This window comes from Shinella lacus (genome assembly GCF_010994755.1).
Classification (GTDB): Bacteria; Pseudomonadota; Alphaproteobacteria; order Rhizobiales; family Rhizobiaceae; genus Shinella; species Shinella lacus.
Genome location: NZ_WHSB02000003.1, coordinates 310,775 through 328,027 on the forward strand (window position 1 = coordinate 310,775; position 17,253 = coordinate 328,027).

Below are 17,253 nucleotides of genomic sequence, written 5' to 3' on the forward strand. Positions count from 1 at the left end.
AGGTTTGGGCGTCGGCGTGTTCGCGCCGGCGCCCCTTTTTGTTGATTGTGATGTCCTCCATTCCCGCTTCGCCGATACCGCTCCACCGCACCCGCATCGTCCCGGCCGTTGTCGCCGTGGCCTTCTTCATGCAGATGCTCGACAGCACGATCATCGCGACGTCGCTGCCGGCGATGGCGCATGCCTTTTCCACGGATGTGGTGACGCTGAACATCGGCTTCACGGCCTATCTGCTGGCGATGGCGGTGTTCATTCCGCCCGCCGGCTGGCTCGCCGATCGGTTTGGCGCCCGCGCGGTGTTCCTTTCCGCCATCGTGCTCTTCACGCTGTCCTCCGTCGCCTGCGGCTTTTCCGGCTCGCTTGCGGAATTCACCGCGGCGCGGCTTTTCCAGGGGGCATCCGCCGCGCTGATGACGCCGGTCGGGCGCCAGCTCGTGCTGCGCGGCGCGCCGAAGGCGGAACTGGTGCGGGCGATCGCCACCATCACCTGGCCGGCTTTGATTGCCCCCGTCATTGGCCCGCTGATCGGCGCCTGGATCACCACCCATGCGGGCTGGGAGTGGAATTTCTTCATCAACCTGCCGCTTGGCCTTCTCGGCGTCGTGCTCGTCGCCTTCTTCGTGCCGCATGCGCCGGGCGAGGGGCCGCGCCCCTTCGATCTGCCGGGCTTTCTCCTGACCAGCGGCGCGCTGGCGCTGACGCTGGCGGGGCTGGAGCTCTCCAGCGCCTCGACGGGCGGCGCGGGTGCGCTGGCGATCCTCGCCGCCGGCGTTGTCGCAGGCACGCTTGCCATCCGCCATCTCAAGCGAGCGCCGCATGCCCTGCTCGACATGGCCGTGCTGAAGGTGCCGACTTTCGCCTTCGCGACGCTTTCGGCCGGCACGGCCGGGCGGCTGGCGGTCAATGCAACACCATTCTTGCTGCCCTTGCTGTTCCAGGTCGGCCTTGGCTACGACGCGGTGGAGACGGGCTCGCTCGTGCTGGTCTATTTCCTCGGCAACCTCCTGATGAAGAGCGTTACGACCCCCGCACTCCGCCTCTTCGGCTTCCGCTCGCTGCTCGTCGTCAACGGCCTGGTCGCGGCGCTGACCATCGGCGCCTTCGCTTTCGTCGACGGCGGGACGCCGCGCCTCCTGCTCTTCGGCCTGCTGATCGCCTGCGGCCTGTCGCGCTCGATGCAGTTCACCGCGCTGACGACCATCGCTTTTGCCGATGTGACACCGGCACAGCGCAGTGCGGCAACGACAATCTCGGCCATGTTGCAGCAGCTTTCGCAGCTTCTCGGCGTCGCCGTCGCCGCCGTGGTCATCCGCCTCGCCTCCGCCTTTTTCCCCGAGACCGCCGGTGGCGGAATGCTCATGGATATCCGCGCCGCCTTCCTCTGCATCGCCGTGATCGGCTTCGTTTCCGCGCTGCGCTTCCTGGCGCTGCCGCGTGATGCCGGGGCGGAAGTCTCCGGCCACCGCCGCGGATGAAGGCGCGCGACCCGGATTTTTGACATGTTGCTAAGCGGCTCCCGACCGGACCAATATCGGCCCGTGAGATTCGCAACGGAAAGCCCGGCATGACCAAAATCGACGACAAACGGCTCGAAGCGGAGATCGATGCGCTTCCGGCCCGGTTCCAGGGACCGGGCGGTGTCGTCGGGGTGGTCAGCGAAGGGCGGGTCGTGGCGCGCCGCGCCTGGGGGTTTTCGAACCTTGACGAGCGGCATGCAATGACGCCCGACACGCGGCTGCCGATCTGCTCGATCTCCAAGCAGTTCACCTGCGCGGCCATGCTCGCCGTGTGCGGCGAGCCCGAGGCCCTGGATGCGCGGCTTCCCGCACACCTGCCGAACTTCGAAGGCCCGCTTCCCACGGTACGCGACCTTTGCAACAATCAGTCGGGACTGCGCGATTACTGGGCGCTCACCGTGCTCCACGGCGGCAAGGCGGAACAGACCTTTTCCCGCGCCGATGCGGGCCCGGTCCTTGCCCGCATGCGAACCGGGCATTTTGCACCCGGCACGCACTATTCCTACAGCAACGGCAATTTCCGCATTCTTTCGGACATGCTGGAGGAGGTTTCGTCCGAGACGCTCGAAGCCCTCTATGCCCGCCACATCTGGCAGCCGGCCGGCATGGCCGGCGCCGTGTTGACCGCCGACACCCGCCAGCCCGCGGATGGCGTCGTCGGCTACGAAGGCAACGACGCTTCTGGCTACCTGCCCGCGGAAAACGGCATCTACTGGCGGGGCGATGCCGGCATTTCCGCCTCGCTCGACGACATGCTCGCCTATGAACGCTGGATCGATGCCACGCACGACGATCCCGCCAGCCTCTACCAGCGCATCGCCGCGCCGCAGACCTTCCGCGATGGCAGGCCGGCCGCCTATGGTTTCGCCCTGCAGCATTCACGCCTTGGCGATTTCGCCTTCACCAGCCACGGCGGCGCGCTGCGCGGCTTCCGGGCCCACCGGATGTGCTCGACCGAGGCCCGCCTCTCGGTCGTGGTGATGTTCAACCACCACGGCGATGCCCATGGCGCGGCCCACCGGTTGCTGCGCGCGGCACTCGGCCTGCCCCATCCCGCGTCGCAGCCGCTGCGCGGGAGCTGGACGGGGCAATGGATCAGCGAGGAAACCGGCCTGCTGGCACGGCTGGAGCCGGGCCGCGAGACAGTCTCCCTGCGGTTCGGCACGTCGGTCGAGGCGCTGTCGGAAGCGCCGGACGGCAGCCTCGCCTCCGCGACGGTCAAGCTCGCCCGCGCGGGCGAGGACCTGCTGATGGAGCGTCCGCACGAAAATCACGCCGAGCGGCTCTTGCCTGTCCCCACCGCTCCGCCGGTGGCGGACGCCAGCATCGCTGGGCGCTACCGTTCCTCCGAACTGGAGGCGGATATCGTCATCGAATGCCGCGACGGCGGCACCTATCTCTGGGCAGAAGGCTTTCTTGGCACAGGCCGCCCCGAGATCGTCTACCCGGCCGGCCCGGATCTCTGGATCGTCGTGACCCGCCGCTCGATGGACGCCCCGGCGCCGGGAGACTGGACGCTGCGCGTCGCCCGCGATACCGCGGGAAACATCACCGGCCTGACGCTCGGCTGCTGGCTGGCGCGGGGCATTGATTATGTCAAACAGGCGTGATGCCACCGAACGCCTTGTCAAACATAGCGTAAGGCCGCCCGTTCGGCGCTTTGGAGGGAGCATTGCATGGCAGTCCGAATTGAAGCCGATCTCATCCTGCACAATGGCCGCATCTGGCGTGGCCGGGAGGAGGGCATCAGCACGGCTGTTGCCGTGCGGCAGGGCAAGGTGCTGACCACCGGCAGCGATGCCGACATTCTGGCGCTCCGGGGACCCGGCACGGAGGTCATCGATCTCGAAGGCCGTTTTGCCAGCCCCGGCCTCATCGACAACCACCTGCACCTGATCGCGACCGGCATCGCCATGGGCTTCGTCGACGCCACGCCCGCGGCGGCGCCGACGCTCGCCACGCTGATGGCGGCGATTGCCGAGCGTGCCGCGGCAACGCCGAAAGGCGGCTGGGTCTGTGCCCGGGGCTACGACCAGGTCAAGCTCGATACCGGCCGGCATCCGACGCGCGAGGATCTCGACCGCGCCGCCCCCGATCACCCGGTCTATTTGACGCGGGCCTGCGGCCACATCTCGATCGCCAATTCCCGTGCGCTGGCGCTTGCCGGCGTCCACGAGGCAACACCCGTGCCCGACGGTGGCGTGATCGGCGTCACCGATGGCCGGCTGAACGGTTTTCTTGCGGAAAACGCCCAGAACCTCATCAAGGCCGCCATGCCGCCGGCGACGACCGAGGAGCTCATCGACGGCATCGAGCGGGCAGGGCACCATCTCCTCTCCTTCGGCATCACCAGCTGCATGGACGCGGCGGTCGGCCATGTCGCCGGTTTTTGCCGAAATCCAGGCCTACGAGATGGCGAAACTTTCCGGCCGCCTGCCGGTGCGCGTCTGGCTGACGCTGCTCGGCGATCCCGGCGTCTCAATCGTCGAGGACGCCTGGCGGGCCGGGCTGCTTTCCGGGGTCGGCGACGACATGCTGCGCGTTGGTGGGGTCAAGATCTTCCTCGATGGTTCGGCGGGCGGACGCACCGCCTGGATGACGAAACCCTACGAAGGAGAACCGGACAATATCGGCGTGCAGATGCTGCCGGATGAAACGGTCGAGGCGGTGGTCAGGGATTGCCATGACCGCGGCTACCAGATGGTCTGCCACGCCATCGGCGACGGCGCGATCGAGCAGCTCATCACGGCCTATGAAAAGGCGCTCGCCGCCAATCCCGATCCCGACCGCCGCCACCGCATCGAGCATTGCGGCTTTTCCACGCCGGCGCAGAATGCCCGCATGCAAGCCGCCGGCATCCTGCCCGCGCCGCAGATGGCCTTCATCCACGATTTCGGCGACAGCTACATTTCCGTGCTCGGGGAAGCGCGCGGCAAGCTGTCCTACCCGATCGGCACTTGGATGCGCATGGGAATGAAACCCTCGACCGGCTCGGATTCGCCGGTCTGCTCGCCCAATCCCTTTCCGAACCTCCACGCCATGATCACGCGCCAGACCGGCAAGGGCACGGTGATGGAGGCATCCGAACGGCTGAGCCCCGAAGAGGCCCTTCAGGCCTATACGGAATACGGCGCATGGTCACAGAAGGCCGAGGCGGTGAAGGGGCGGCTGGTGCCCGGCCAGTGGGCCGACATCGCCGTCTTCGACAACGATCTCCTGACTGCCGAGCCCGAGAACATCCTGTCGGGCACACGCTGCCTGCTGACCCTGCTTGCAGGCCGTGTCGTGCATGATGTGCGCTAGAGGTCTGCAAATCTTGATCGAAGGCGACGCCCACCCAAACCTATTTGCGCGGCTGATTGACCTAGCCGTGGCACATCACCCGATCAACCGGGAGAGCAACGTCAGGAACTGCTCGCGGGCGCGCGGGCTGCCGAGCCGTTCGAGGCAGTCGGCCTCGAAGTCTGCCTCGGCGCGCCGGGCGTCTGCCAGCAGGTGCTGGCCGGCGGGGGTGAGGTAGAGCGCGTAGGAGCGCCGGTCGTTCGGGGCGCTGCGCCGCTCCGTGAGGCAGCGGCTTTCGAGGTCGTTCATCAGCGCCACGAAGTTCGCTCGCTGGATGCCGAGCGCCGTCGCAATCTCCGATTGTTTGCGTCCCGGCCGCTCGGCGATCAGTGCCAGCACGCAGAATTCGGCGGGGCGTAAATCGACCCGGGAGAAATGGTGGAGGAAGCGGTGGACGAACTGCCCGTGCGCGCGCCTTAACTGATGGACGACGCTTTGCGCGACGGCGGAGGCTTCAAGCACGTCTGCAATGCTGGACTCGTAAGTTTGGCTTATCTTTTCCATGGCTTGGCCATCTTTCTCCCACCCGGCGGCGTTTCCGGCTTACGGCCTGCCATAGAGCATAGGAGCAAGTTTTCCACGCGCAAGATGCGGCATTGATGATTGCAGGAATTTTCTACGCGCAATCAGGAGGCGAGAAATCATTTTGCTGAATTTCACCCATTGGTCGATGCCCCGAGCCTGCGTCGGGGCATTTTCATTCAACCCAGGGATAGGTCTGACGGCCTCAGTCGAGCGCGAATCGGTTGAGGCGGTCCTTCAGCAGCGCGATCGTCTCGACGTCTGCGTTGGCGAAGGCGAAACGCAGGTAGCCCTCCTGCTGGGCGCCGAAATAGCTGCCGGGCAGGCAGAGGATGCCGGCTTCCTTGGCAAGCTTTTCCGCCACGCGGGCGGAGGGTGCGGCGCCGAACGGGTGGCCGATGAAGGCGAAATAGGCGCCGACCGCGCCGACGCGCCAGGAGGGAACGCCGGCCATTGTCGAAAGAAGGCCCTCGACGCGCCGTGCGATCTCGCGACGGTTTTCCTCGCGCCAGTCTGCCAAAAGCGGCAGCGCGGTGGCGACGGCGGCCTGGGCGGAGCGGGGCGGGCAGATCTGCAGGTTGTCCATGATCTTCGCCACCTGCGTGACGACATCGGCACCCGCGGTGATCGCGCCCAGGCGATGGCCGGGAATGCAGAAGGATTTGGAGAAGCTGTAAAGGCTGATCAGCGTGTTCTCCCAGCCTGCGCGGCTGAACAGGTCATGCGGCCGGCCGGCACCCGCCGGCAGGAAGTCGCGATAGGTCTCGTCGAGGATGAGCCAGACGCCGCGCGCGGCGCAGAGATCGTAGATGGCCGCAAGCAGCGCCGGCGGATAGACCGCGCCTGTCGGGTTGTTCGGCGAGACGAGGGCGACGGCGCGCACATCCGGGGTGATGGCTGCGGCGAGGGCATCGACATCCGGCAGGAAACCGTTTGCCGGATCACAGGCGGCGAACCGGGTTTTGATGCCCAGCATGGCGAGCGTGGTTTCCTGGTTGAAATAGTAGGGATCAGTCATCAGCACGGCATCGCCGGCGCCGGCGACCGCCATGGCGGCGCAGATGAAGGCCTGGTTGCACCCGGCCGTCACATGGATATTGCCCGCCGAAAGGGCGACGCCGTAGCTCTCGGAGACATGGCCGGCATAGGCCTTGCGCAGGCTGTCCTCGCCCTCGATCGGCCCGTAGCCGGTATAGGCGCGCGAGGCGGCGTTTTCGCCGAGCAGCCGCAGCATGTCGGGATGCGGCGGATAGCCGGGCACGGCCTGCGACAGGTCGATCATCGGGCCGCTGCGGCCGTCATAGGCATCGCCCCAGGCGAAGACGGCGGGGATCGGCGGCGGGGCGAGGGATTCGACGAGCGGGTTGAAGCGGGGCATGGTGATGTCCGTAAAATCGGGGTCGTGAAGATCAGGCGCGGGTCTTGCGCTGGGTGGGAGTGGCCCGGCGCTTGGCCGGGGTCGGGGTCGCAATCGGGCGAAGGTTTTCCGCCGCGCGGCCGCTGCGCCCGCGCAGGATCATGCGGGCGGAGGTCTGCGGTTCGGGCATGCTTTCCTCGAGCGAGGCGAAGAACCAGTCGATAAACACCTTGACGATCGGCGTCTGGCGCACCGCCTGCCGGCAGGCGACGTAGAAGGCGTCGTAGGCCGGCACCGTGAGGTCGAACGGCACGACCAGCTCGCCGCGGGCGATCAGGTTGCTGGCGGTGATGGTGTCGCCGAGCGCGATGCCCTGCCCGTGCAGGGCGGCTTCCGTGGAAAGGCGCGCGTCGCTCATGAAATGCTGGCGGCCGCGCACCACGTCCACGGCATCGGCAGCGGAAAGCCAGGTGTTCCATTCGCGCCCGTCGTCGCCGTGAAACAGCGTGTGGTCCGAGAGATCGCGCAGCGAGCGCAGCGGACGGTTGTTCAGCAGCGTCGGGCTGGCAATGGGGAAGAGCTGCAGCTTCGACCACAGCCGCGTCCAGCAGTCCGGCCAGTTGCCGTCGCCGTAGAGCAGGCAGACATCCGTGTCGAGCGAGCGCAGGTGGTCCGGATCGTTGGAGGCGATGAGCGTGACGCGCACGCCCGGAAACTGGTCGGTGAAGGCGTTGAGGCGCGGGATCAGCCAGAGCGACAGGAGCGCCGGCACGCAGGTGATGGTGATGTCGCCGCTGGTCTCCGGCTGTTTCATCAGCGCGGTCGCCGCCGCGATCTCGCCAAACGCATTGGTGACGGCCGGCAGCAGCAGCGCGCCCTGCGGCGTCAGCTTCAGCCGCTTGCCGCCGCGCTCGAACAGCACGGTGCCGAGCGATTCCTCCAGCGCGCGGATCTGGTGACTGACGGCGCCATGCGTCACGTTCAACTCGCGCGCGGCGGCGGAAACGGCGCCCCGGCGGGCGGTCGCCTCGAAGGCGCGAAGCGGGTTGAGCGGTGGCAGGCGCGAGGCCATTGGGAAACCTGATCCGTGAGTTTTTCTCACATCAAACGCTATAACAATATCAATTGATTTTCCAGCCGTTTTATTACGATAATGTGAAAAACGAGGGCAAAGCCCCGGGGGAACAGAGTTTGGACGCTTCTTGCACCGGCCCCCGGTCTGCCCGCATTTCTGATGGTGAGGTAGCGACGATGGACGGCAAAAAGCTCGACGAACTCAAGGCGAAATATGGCGCAAGCCACGGCGGCGAACTGTTCGACCCCGCCTTCCGCAAGGTTGCCGACAAGATCTTCACCAAGAACGGCACGCGCCTTGCGCCCTTTGCCGGCGTGCCGACCTTCCTCTCCGCCCCCTACATGCCGGTCGACGCCAACGAGCCGGATTTCGGCAACCTCCAGGTCGCCATCACCGGCGTGCCGATGGACCTCGGCGTCACCAACCGTCCGGGCTCGCGCTTCGGGCCGCGCGCCATGCGCACCATCGAGCGCATCGGCCCCTACAACCATGTGCTCGACTGCGCGCCGGTGCAGGACCTGCGGGTGGCCGATATCGGCGACGTGCCGTTCCAGAGCCGCTACCGGCTGGAACTCAGCCATGACGACATCGAGAAGCGCTTCAACCAGATCGTCGATGCCGGCGTGATCCCGCTTGCCGTCGGCGGCGACCATTCGATCACGCACCCGATCATGAAGGCGGTCGGCAAGAAGCAGCCGGTCGGCATGATCCATATCGACGCCCATTGCGACACCGGCGGCTCCTTCGACGGCACGAAGTTCCACCACGGCGGCCCGTTCCGCAATGCGGTGCTCGACGGCGTGCTCGACCCCACCCGCACCATCCAGATCGGCATTCGCGGTTCGTCGGAATATCTCTGGGAGTTCTCCTACGAGTCCGGCATGACGGTCATCCATGCCGAAGAAGTGAACGGCCTTGGCATTCCGGCCATCATCGAGAAGGCGAAGGCCATCGTCGGCGACGGCCCGACCTATCTTTCCTTCGACGTCGACAGCCTTGACCCGAGCTTTGCGCCGGGCACCGGCACGCCGGAAATCGGCGGGCTGACGACGCGCGAGGTGCTGGAACTGATCCGCGGCCTCAAGGGCGTCAACTTCGTCGGCGGCGACGTGGTGGAGGTCGCCCCGCAATATGACGCGACCACGAACACCGCCCAGGCGGGCGCGCAGGTGCTCTTCGAAATTCTGAGCCTGATGGTATTCAGCCCTTCCGTGGCGCGGACCGCCTGACATAGAATAGCAACAATGGGAACGCGCCCGGCGGGAAGCAACCCGCCGGCCTAACAGGAGAAAGACGACTATGCGTGACATCCTCAAGACCAATGTCAGCCGCCGCGCCGTGCTCGGCGCCGGCGTCGCCGGTGCCTCGCTGCTCGCCATGCCGGCGGTGCTGCGTGCGCAGGACAAGTCGCTGAAGGTCGGCGTCTACGGCGGTTACTTCAAGGATTCGTTCGACAAGAACATCTTTGCCGATTTCACCAAGGAAACCGGCATCGCCGTCGAATCCGTCGCCGAGCCGACGGGTGAAGCCTGGCTCGTGCAGCTGGAACAGGCCGCCAAGGCCGGCCAGGCGCCCGCCGACGTCTCGATGATGTCGCAGGTCGCCATGCTGAAGGGCCAGACCACCGAGCTCTGGGCGCCGCTCGACACCGCGAAGATCCCCAACGCCACCAACCTCATCGACCATTTCGTCAACAAATATCCGGATGGCCGCGTCGCCGGCATCGGTGCCGTCGCCTGGTACATCACGCTCGTCACCAACACGGATGTCTTCAAGGAAGCCCCGACCTCCTGGAACGCGCTGTGGGATCCGGCCAATGCCGACAAGCTCGGCCTGCTGGCGCTCGTCTCCAACTCCTTCCTGCTCGAAGTGACGGCGAAGACCCATTTCGGCGGCACGAATGCGCTCGACACCGAGGAAGGCCTCCTCAAGGCTTTCGAAAAGCTTGCCGAAGTGAAGCCGAATGTTCGGCTCTGGTATCGTGACGAGGCACAGTTCGAGCAGTCGCTGAAGTCGGGCGAAATCCCGATGGGCCAGTATTACCATGACGTGACGGGCCTTGCCGCTGCTGATGGCCAGCCGGTCCGCTCCACCTTCCCGAAGGAAGGCGGCATCATGGATTCCGGCTGCTGGGCGCTGTCGCGCGCCTCGGAAAAGGTCGAGGAAGCCCATACCTTCATCAACTACATGAGCCAGCCGAAGATCCAGGCGATCCTGTCGCGCAAGGTCGGCACCGCGCCGACGGTCAAGCGCGACCTCATCGACCTGACGGCCGAAGAATTCGCCGCCGTGTCGTCCGATATCGAGCCGATCATCCCGCGCTACGACCTCTACACCACCAAGGCCGACTGGCTGAACCAGAAGTGGACGGAAATGATCGCAGGCTAAAGTCTGTTCATTCCAGACGACAACCGGCCGGCTGAAAAGCCGGCCGGTCAAGAAAGCAGAAAACGCCGCGCGGGGAACCCATGTCCGGACTGACTCTCCAGAATATCGTCAAGCAGTTCGGCCAGTTTACGGCCGTCAAGAATGTCGAACTGACCGTGCCGCACGGCACCTTCGTCTGCCTGCTCGGTCCCTCCGGCTGCGGCAAGACCACCCTGATGCGGATGGTCGCCGGCCTTGACCTGCCGACGAGCGGGGCGATCCAGCTCGACGGCAAGGACATCACCAATGTGCCGACGCACAAGCGCGATCTCGGCATGGTCTTCCAGTCGCTGGCGCTCTTCCCGCACCTGACGGTCGGCGAGAACATCGCCTATTCGCTGCGCATCCGCGGCATCGGCAAGGAGGAGCAGAAGAAGCGCGTCGACGAGCTTCTCTCGATGATCCATCTCACCGGCTATGCCGACCGCCCGGTCGCCAAGCTTTCCGGCGGCCAGCGCCAGCGCGTCGCGATTGCGCGTGCCCTCGCCATCTCGCCGAAACTCTTCTTGCTCGACGAACCGCTCTCCGCCCTTGACGCCAAGCTGCGTGAAGCGATGCAGGTCGAGCTTCGCCAGCTCCAGCAGCGCCTCGGCATCACCACCATCGTCGTCACCCACGACCAGCGCGAGGCGATGACCATGGCCGATACGGTCGTGGTGATGAACAGCGGCGAAATCCGCCAGGCCGCCGCCCCGGTCGAGATCTACCGCCGCCCGGCCGATACTTTCGTCGCCGATTTCATCGGCATGACCAACCTCATCGATTTTTCCGCCGATAGCACCGGCGCCAATGTGCTCGGCACGCCGGTCACGGGCCTTGCCATTCCCGCCGGCCTCAAGTCCGGCGTGCTTTCGGTGCGCCCGGAAGACGTGCACCTGACGGCGCCCGGCAATGGCGCGATCTCCGGCACGGTCACCTTCGTGCGCGATCTCGGCGGCACGATCGAGACCTTCGTGGAGGCCGGCGGCAAGCAGGTCGTCGCCGTCTCCATGCCGAATGCGCGGCCTGACGTCACCGTCGGCCAGGCCGTCGGCATCCAGCTCAACCCGGCCGATTGCGTGGTGCTCAAGTCATGAGACGAGAGCCCCCACAAAAACTCACCGATTATGGCCCGCTGTTCTTTCCCGCGGGCATGCTGATCGTCTTCTTCGTCGTGCCGTTCGCGACGATGATCGCCGTCTCCTTCTTCCGGCGCGATCCGTCCGGCTTCTACACGCCGGATTTCGTCTTCGACAATTATGCCCGCTTCCTCAGCCTGTTCTTCGGCAAGGTGCTCGGCTTCTCGCTGTTCCTCGCGGTCATGGTCGCGATCTGCTGCGTCGTGCTCGCCGTGCCCTTCACCTATCTTCTCTCGCGCGCCAAGCGCAGGACGCAGGTGCTCTGGCTGGTGGCGCTGCTCTCCATCCTGTCGCTGTCCGAGGTCATCATCGGCTTTGCCTGGTCGACGCTCTTCTCGCGCACCGCCGGCATCACCAATCTCCTCGTGATGCTCGGCGTCATGGAGCAGGCGGTGGCGCTCAACCCGAGTTTCAGCGCGGTATTGACCGCCATGGTCTACCAGGCGCTGCCCTATACCGTGCTCGTGCTCTACCCAGCCCTCGTCCGGCTCGACCCGACGCTGACGGAGGCCGCGCGAACGCTGGGAGCCTCGCCGATCAAGTCCTTCTTCACCGTCGTCGTGCCGGCGCTGCGCAACACCATCGTGGCGACGCTGATCATGGTCTTCATCTTCGCGCTCGGCTCCTACCTGCTGCCGCAGATCCTCGGCCGGCCGCAGCACTGGACGCTCTCGGTGCTCATCACCGACCAGGCGATCTACCAGTCCAACATGCCGTTCGCTGCCGCCATGGCCGTGTTCCTCGTGCTCGTCACGCTCGGCCTCGTCGCACTCACGGTCTATGCCGGCCGCAAGGGAGAAGCCGCATGAATACGTTCCTGCAAAAGGCCTATTTCGGCCTGATAGGCCTCTTCCTGTCGCTGCCGCTCATCGTGGTGGCCGGCGTCTCGGTCAATGAAAAGCAGGACCTCGCCTTCCCGCCGAAGGGCTTTTCGCTTGGCTGGTACGCCGAGATCTTCACCAATGTCGAATGGCGCAACGCGCTCTTCGCCTCGATCACGCTGGCGGCGCTGTCGGCGGCCGTGGCGCTCCTCATTGCGCTGCCGCTCGCCTGGTTCCTCTGGCGGCGCCATGCGCCCTGGGCGAACATCTTCCAGTTGCTCGGCGTCGCACCCTTCACGCTGCCGCCGGTCATCACGGCGCTCGGCCTGTTGACCTTCTGGGCGGCGACGGGCTTCTACGGCCAGCCGGCAACCGCCGTCATCAGCCATGCGATCTTCTTCGTGACGCTGCCGCTGGTGACGCTGTCGCTCGGCTTCTCCTCCATCGACCGTTCGCTGGTGGAAGCGGCCGCGACCATGGGCGCCGACGACCGCACGATCTTCCGCACCGTTGTCCTGCCGCTGATCCTGCCCTACCTCATCTCCGGTTACGCGTTCGCCTTCGTGCTGTCGCTCAACGAATACATCGTCGCCTACATGACGATCGGCTTCACCATGGAGACGCTGCCGATCAAGATCTTCAACGCGTTGCGCTACGGCTATACGCCGACGATGGCCTCGGTCACGATCCTCTTCGTCGCGATCGCCGCCACGATCTTCGGCCTCGTCGCGCGCTTCGGGGACCTGCCCAAACTGCTCGGCGCGATGTCGACAAAGGACTAGGAGCAACCATGCGCATTGCCGCCCTTCAGATGCATGCGATCGCCGGCGATGGCGACGGCAATCTCCAGCGCATCGCGGCTGCTGCCGCCGATGCGGCGGCGGGCGGCGCCAAGCTGCTGATCGTGCCGGAACTCGCCGTCACCGGCTACGGTGCGGGGGAGGCGGCCTTTGCCGGCCTCGCCTCACCCGCCACCGGCGAGGTGGCGCAACGGCTCGGCACGATTGCGCGCGAGAGCGGGCTTGCCATCGTCGCAGGTTTTGCCGAGCAGGAAGGCCGCGATACCTTCAACAGCGCGCTCTTCACCGATGGCATCGGCACCAATGCCGTCTACCGCAAGTCCCACCTCTACGGCGACTATGAGCGCAATGCCTTCCGGCCCGGCGTTCCCGCCTCCGTCATGGTGGAACTCGGCGGCATCCGGCTCGGCATGCTGATCTGCTACGACGTGGAGTTTCCGGAAAATGTGCGCCGCCTGGCGCTTGCCGGCGCCGATCTCGTCGTCGTGCCGACGGCGCTGCCGAAGGGCTCCTCCGGCACCTTCATCGCCAACCATATGATCCAGGTGCGCGCCTTCGAAAACCAGGTCTTCGTCGCCTACATCAATCATTGCGGCGCCGACGACCATTTCACCTATGCCGGCCTGTCGCGCATCGCCGCACCCGACGGCAAGCTGCTCGCCGAAGCATCGGCCGAGGGTGAAACGCTGCTCTTTGCCGAAATCCGCCCGGAGGATTATGCGAAGTCGCGGGCGGAAAACACCTATCTGGTGGATCTCGGCCGCCCGGCCTAGAGGCTGATCAGGGCTGTTCCGACGACGGCCAATGCCGCTCCAGCCCAGGCACGGGGTGCGGGAACGATGCCGGTGCGCGCCCAGACCATCGGCAGGATAACGACCGGCGTCATCGACGAGAGCGTCGAGACGATGCCGATCGTGCCATGCGCCAGCGCCGCCATCAGCAGCGACATGCCAAGCCCGACGCCGAAGAAGGCGGAGCCAACCGCAAAACCGAGCGCGCGCCTTTCGATGCGGGCCGCGGGCTTCAGCGCCGGCAGAGGCACGAGCATCAAAAGCAGGAAGAACAGCGCCGCGATGCCGGAGCGCACGGCCATCGCCGTGAAGGGCTCCACGCCGCTCGCCATGGCCGGACGCGCGGCAAGGCTACCGAGCGCCTGGCCAAGCGCGGTCACGACGCCGAGCGCGATGCCGAGCCACGGCGTTTTCTCGCCGCCCTTGGCTTTGGAGTTGCTGCCCGCGCCGATCGCCAGCACGATGCCGCAGAGCACGCAGGCGATGCCGATGCCCTGCTGGAGATCGAGCGTTTCGTCGAGGAAGACATAACCGAGGCCGACCGCGAAGGGTGCCGTGAGCGAGAACAGCAGCGCGGTCGTGCGGGGGCCGGCGGCATAGATCGCCGCGAAATAGGTGGTGCTGGCGATGATGATGCCGAACAGGCTGGAGGCGGCGAGGAAGCCGAGCTGCCAGGCTTCCATCGTGCGCCAGCCGCCGACGACGAGCGATGCCGCCGCCGTCATCACGAAGGCGGCGCCCATCTGCAGGCGGGCGAGGTCGAGGAGGGCCAGGCGGCCGCGCAACTCGCCGACGAGCATGCCGCTCAGCGCAATGCAGACGGCGGCCGACAGGGCAAGGATTTCAGCGATGTACATGGAAAGGCCGGATGATTGATCGTCCGGCCTATCGCATAGTTTCCGGGCCGCGGATAGGGCTTTTCAGAGCTGCCCGTCCAGCGTGCCGACGCGGCCGTAGAGATCCGGCCGGCGGTCGCGGAAAAGGCCCCAGCCCCAGCGCTGCTTCTCGATGGCGTCGAGGTCGAAGGTCGCGACCAGCACGGTCTCGTTCTCACGGTCTGCTTCCACCACCTTCGCGCCGGTATGGTCGGCGATGAAGGAGGAGCCGTAGAAGGTCATCGACGTGTTGTTGCGGCCGTCCTCGGTGCCGATGCGGTTGGAGGCGATGAGCGGCACCATGTTGGCGCCCGCATGGCCCTGCATCACGCGCTGCCAGTGCCCGGCGCTGTCGATGGTCGGGTCCTGCGGCTCTGTTCCGATCGCGGTCGGATAGAGCAGGATTTCCGCGCCCATCAGCGCCATGCTGCGCGCCGCTTCCGGGAACCACTGGTCCCAGCAGATGCCGCAGCCGATCGTGCCGAACCGGGTCTTCCAGACCTTGAAGCCCGTGTCGCCCGGTGAGAAGTAGAATTTCTCCGTATAACCCGGCCCGTCCGGAACATGGCTCTTGCGGTAGTTGCCGAGCACCGTGCCGTCCGCATCGACGATGGCGAGCGAGTTGAAGAACGCCCGCTCGGCCTTTTCGAAATAGCTGACCGGCAGCACGACGCCGAGTTCGGCGGCGAGCTTGGCGAAATGGCCGATCAGCGGGTTGCCCTCGAACGGTTTTGCCAGGTCGTAGAAGCCGGCATATTGGTCCTGGCAGAAATAGGGCGTCTCGAACAGTTCCTGGATCAGGATGATGTTCGCGCCCTGCCGGGCGGCCTCGCGCACCAGCCGTTCAGCGCTGGCGATGTTCTGCTCGATGTCCCAGGTGCAGGCCATCTGGGTGGCGGCAAGCGTTACGGTTCTCATGATGATCTCCGGTCAGGCCTGGTAGGTGACGCGGCCGTCGCAGATCGTCGTGACGGGACGGATCGCCGCGAGGTTTGCATGTTCGGCGGCTTCAACATTGCCGGAAAGCACGACGATATCGGCGAGATAGCCGGGCTTCAGCACGCCCTTGCGGTCTTCCATGAACTCCACCCAGGCGCCGTTCTTCGTATAGGCGGCGAGCGTTTCGTTAAGCGAAAGCCGCTCATCCTTCATGCCGTCCTTCCAGACCTCGCGCGTCATGGCGCACTGGATGCAGTTCATCGGATCGAGCGGCGAGACCGGCCAATCGGTGGCAAAGACGATCTCGGCCCCGGCATCGACCAGCGTGCGCCACGCGAAGGCATAGGGCCAGCGGTCTTCACCGATGTAGGAAAGGTAGGGTTCGAGCGGCAGGCCGGCGCTGCCCGGCGGGTGGGTCGGCTGCATGGAGGCGACGGTGCCGAGTTCCTTGAAGCGCGGAATGTCGTCCGGATGCACGACCTCGATATGCTCGATGCGGTTGCGGCTGTCGCGCTTGCCGTTCGCGTTGATCGCGGCCTCATAGCCGTTCAGCACCATGCGCACCGCGCCGTCGCCGATGGCATGCACCGCGACCGGCAGGCCGAGCTTGTCGGAGGCGATCGCGACATCGTCGAAATGCGCCTGCGAAAACAGCGGATCGCCCTTCAGGCCCGGCTGGTGGGCATAGTCCTCGACGAAGACCGCCGTGCCCGATTCCGTCACGCCGTCCATGAAGAGCTTGACGAAGTCGCAGCGCAGGCGGTCGGAGTTGAAGCGGTCGCGCCAGGCGGCGGCCTTGGTTTCAAGGTCCGACAGCGGCATGAAGTTCTTCATGTGGAAGGGCATGCGCACGCGCACCGGAAGGCCGACCGTGCGCTCGATCTCGTCCAGCATTTCGAGCTGATAGAGGCTGCCGTCCATGTTCTGCAACGAGGTGATGCCGAGCGAGGCGACATAGGCGAGGCCCTGCTTGATGATCGCGATGTCGCCGGCGCGTTCTTCCGCCGTCACATGCTCCGGATCGCCGCCGGTGCCGACGCCGAGCATTTCGCGTCCGCCGGTCTCGCCGAGGGCCGAGACCGGGCGGATGGCGTTGCTTTCGCGCAATTCGCCGTTGGCAAGGCCGTCGTCGCCCATGACGATCTCGTTGCCGACGCCCACGTCGCGGCCTTCCAGGATGCCGCCCATCTTGAGGGCGAGCGTGTTCGCCCAGGCGGTGTGGTGGTCGGGTGCGAAGATGAGCAGCGCGCGGTCCGAGAGGATCCGGTCGAGGTGATGGCGCGTCACGCGCTCTTCGTCGGAGAGGATCGTGTAGTCGGCCTGCTGGGCGACCAGCAACTGGCGCTCCGGATATTGGGCCGCATAGGCCTTGATCGCGGCTTCCAGCGCGTCAAAACCCTTGACGCCGGAAAGCGACAGTTCGCTGAGCTCGGCGGAACCGCCGAAAATATGCATGTGCGCTTCGTTGAAGCCCGGCAGCACCGTGCCGCCCTTGGCGTCGATGACATGGGTATCGGGGCCGGAAAAGGCGTCGATCTCGGCTTCGGAACCGACGGCCAGGATGCGGTTGCCGGCAACGGCGACCGCGGCTGCCCGCGGGTTCGCCTCGTCCATCGTCAGCACCCGCGCGTTGCGGATGATAAAGCTCGCTTCGGTCTGCATGGCGTGT

General features: G+C 65.9%; 14 protein-coding genes and 1 pseudogene. 9 read left to right on the top strand and 6 right to left on the bottom strand.

All coding sequences use genetic code 11. From position 1 onward, the window contains the following. Window positions 1-50: 50 nt before the first annotated feature. The 3 genes and pseudogenes from GB927_RS09540 (at window position 51) to GB927_RS09550 (ending at window position 4,820) form a co-directional block, all read left to right on the top strand. Window positions 51-1,475 carry an MFS transporter gene (locus tag GB927_RS09540; protein WP_256116506.1) on the top strand — a complete coding sequence of 475 codons (1,425 nt, stop codon included), beginning with the start codon at window positions 51-53 and terminating at the stop codon, window positions 1,473-1,475. Between the two features lie 89 nt (window positions 1,476-1,564). After that, entirely contained in the window at window positions 1,565-3,127 is a 1,563-nt protein-coding gene (locus GB927_RS09545; protein WP_256116507.1) for a D-aminopeptidase, read from the top strand. A 66-nt stretch (window positions 3,128-3,193) separates the two neighbouring features. Beyond that, window positions 3,194-4,820: pseudogene (locus GB927_RS09550) on the top strand (amidohydrolase). A 75-nt stretch (window positions 4,821-4,895) separates the two neighbouring features. On the opposite strand, the gene GB927_RS09555 reads toward GB927_RS09550, so the two are convergent. From GB927_RS09555 to GB927_RS09565, 3 genes are all read right to left on the bottom strand, one after another. Beyond that, window positions 4,896-5,363, bottom strand: a complete 468-nt coding sequence (locus tag GB927_RS09555; RefSeq protein ID WP_256116508.1) for a MarR family winged helix-turn-helix transcriptional regulator — start codon at window positions 5,361-5,363, stop codon at window positions 4,896-4,898. A gap of 223 nt (window positions 5,364-5,586) precedes the next feature. Beyond that, window positions 5,587-6,759: an aminotransferase gene (locus tag GB927_RS09560; protein ID WP_256116510.1), complete on the bottom strand. Its 1,173-nt coding sequence runs from the start codon at window positions 6,757-6,759 to the stop codon at window positions 5,587-5,589. Between the two features lie 31 nt (window positions 6,760-6,790). Next, window positions 6,791-7,810 (bottom strand): LysR substrate-binding domain-containing protein, encoded by a 1,020-nt coding sequence (locus tag GB927_RS09565; protein ID WP_256116511.1) that lies wholly within the window; start codon window positions 7,808-7,810, stop codon window positions 6,791-6,793. Between the two features lie 179 nt (window positions 7,811-7,989). On the opposite strand from GB927_RS09565, the gene speB reads away from it, so the two are divergent. From speB to GB927_RS09595, 6 genes are all read left to right on the top strand, one after another. Beyond that, window positions 7,990-9,042, top strand: a complete 1,053-nt coding sequence (gene speB, locus GB927_RS09570) for an agmatinase (protein ID WP_256116512.1) — start codon at window positions 7,990-7,992, stop codon at window positions 9,040-9,042. Window positions 9,043-9,112: 70 nt separating this feature from the next. Then, on the top strand, window positions 9,113-10,201 hold the full coding sequence (locus tag GB927_RS09575; RefSeq protein WP_305111061.1) for an ABC transporter substrate-binding protein: 1,089 nt from the start codon (window positions 9,113-9,115) through the stop codon (window positions 10,199-10,201). A gap of 80 nt (window positions 10,202-10,281) precedes the next feature. Further along, window positions 10,282-11,316 carry an ABC transporter ATP-binding protein gene (locus GB927_RS09580; RefSeq protein WP_256116513.1) on the top strand — a complete coding sequence of 345 codons (1,035 nt, stop codon included), beginning with the start codon at window positions 10,282-10,284 and terminating at the stop codon, window positions 11,314-11,316. Further along, window positions 11,313-12,167 carry an ABC transporter permease gene (locus GB927_RS09585; RefSeq protein WP_256116514.1) on the top strand — a complete coding sequence of 285 codons (855 nt, stop codon included), beginning with the start codon at window positions 11,313-11,315 and terminating at the stop codon, window positions 12,165-12,167. The genes GB927_RS09580 and GB927_RS09585 overlap by 4 nt, the downstream gene beginning before the upstream one ends. Next, a complete protein-coding gene (locus GB927_RS09590; protein ID WP_256116516.1) occupies window positions 12,164-12,961 on the top strand; it encodes an ABC transporter permease in 798 nt (265 codons plus the stop codon). Before GB927_RS09585 ends, GB927_RS09590 begins: the two co-directional genes overlap by 4 nt. Window positions 12,962-12,969: 8 nt before the next feature. Then, window positions 12,970-13,752, top strand: a complete 783-nt coding sequence (locus GB927_RS09595; RefSeq protein ID WP_256116517.1) for a carbon-nitrogen hydrolase family protein — start codon at window positions 12,970-12,972, stop codon at window positions 13,750-13,752. On the opposite strand, the gene GB927_RS09600 is transcribed toward GB927_RS09595, so the two are convergent. The 3 genes from GB927_RS09600 to GB927_RS09610 form a co-directional block, all read right to left on the bottom strand. Then, window positions 13,749-14,627, bottom strand: a complete 879-nt coding sequence (locus tag GB927_RS09600; RefSeq protein ID WP_256116518.1) for a DMT family transporter — start codon at window positions 14,625-14,627, stop codon at window positions 13,749-13,751. The genes GB927_RS09595 and GB927_RS09600 overlap by 4 nt on opposite strands. A gap of 63 nt (window positions 14,628-14,690) precedes the next feature. After that, the gene (gene aguB / locus GB927_RS09605; protein ID WP_256116519.1) at window positions 14,691-15,563 is read right to left on the bottom strand and encodes an N-carbamoylputrescine amidase; all 873 of its coding nucleotides are present in this window, start codon (window positions 15,561-15,563) and stop codon (window positions 14,691-14,693) included. 12 nt (window positions 15,564-15,575) lie between these two features. After that, window positions 15,576-17,246 carry an amidohydrolase gene (locus tag GB927_RS09610; RefSeq protein WP_256116520.1) on the bottom strand — a complete coding sequence of 557 codons (1,671 nt, stop codon included), beginning with the start codon at window positions 17,244-17,246 and terminating at the stop codon, window positions 15,576-15,578. Window positions 17,247-17,253 lie beyond the last annotated feature (7 nt).

Coding starts and splice junctions, on each gene's coding strand:
- GB927_RS09575 (WP_305111061.1), top strand. CDS start 9,113: ATGCGTGACATCCTCAAGACCAATGTCAGCCGCCGCGCCGTGCTCGGC.
- GB927_RS09555 (WP_256116508.1), bottom strand. CDS start 5,363: ATGGAAAAGATAAGCCAAACTTACGAGTCCAGCATTGCAGACGTGCTT.
- speB (WP_256116512.1), top strand. CDS start 7,990: ATGGACGGCAAAAAGCTCGACGAACTCAAGGCGAAATATGGCGCAAGC.
- GB927_RS09545 (WP_256116507.1), top strand. CDS start 1,565: ATGACCAAAATCGACGACAAACGGCTCGAAGCGGAGATCGATGCGCTT.
- GB927_RS09540 (WP_256116506.1), top strand. CDS start 51: ATGTCCTCCATTCCCGCTTCGCCGATACCGCTCCACCGCACCCGCATC.
- GB927_RS09595 (WP_256116517.1), top strand. CDS start 12,970: ATGCGCATTGCCGCCCTTCAGATGCATGCGATCGCCGGCGATGGCGAC.
- GB927_RS09580 (WP_256116513.1), top strand. CDS start 10,282: ATGTCCGGACTGACTCTCCAGAATATCGTCAAGCAGTTCGGCCAGTTT.
- GB927_RS09565 (WP_256116511.1), bottom strand. CDS start 7,810: ATGGCCTCGCGCCTGCCACCGCTCAACCCGCTTCGCGCCTTCGAGGCG.
- aguB (WP_256116519.1), bottom strand. CDS start 15,563: ATGAGAACCGTAACGCTTGCCGCCACCCAGATGGCCTGCACCTGGGAC.
- GB927_RS09590 (WP_256116516.1), top strand. CDS start 12,164: ATGAATACGTTCCTGCAAAAGGCCTATTTCGGCCTGATAGGCCTCTTC.
- GB927_RS09610 (WP_256116520.1), bottom strand. CDS start 17,246: ATGCAGACCGAAGCGAGCTTTATCATCCGCAACGCGCGGGTGCTGACG.
- GB927_RS09600 (WP_256116518.1), bottom strand. CDS start 14,627: ATGTACATCGCTGAAATCCTTGCCCTGTCGGCCGCCGTCTGCATTGCG.
- GB927_RS09585 (WP_256116514.1), top strand. CDS start 11,313: ATGAGACGAGAGCCCCCACAAAAACTCACCGATTATGGCCCGCTGTTC.
- GB927_RS09560 (WP_256116510.1), bottom strand. CDS start 6,759: ATGCCCCGCTTCAACCCGCTCGTCGAATCCCTCGCCCCGCCGCCGATC.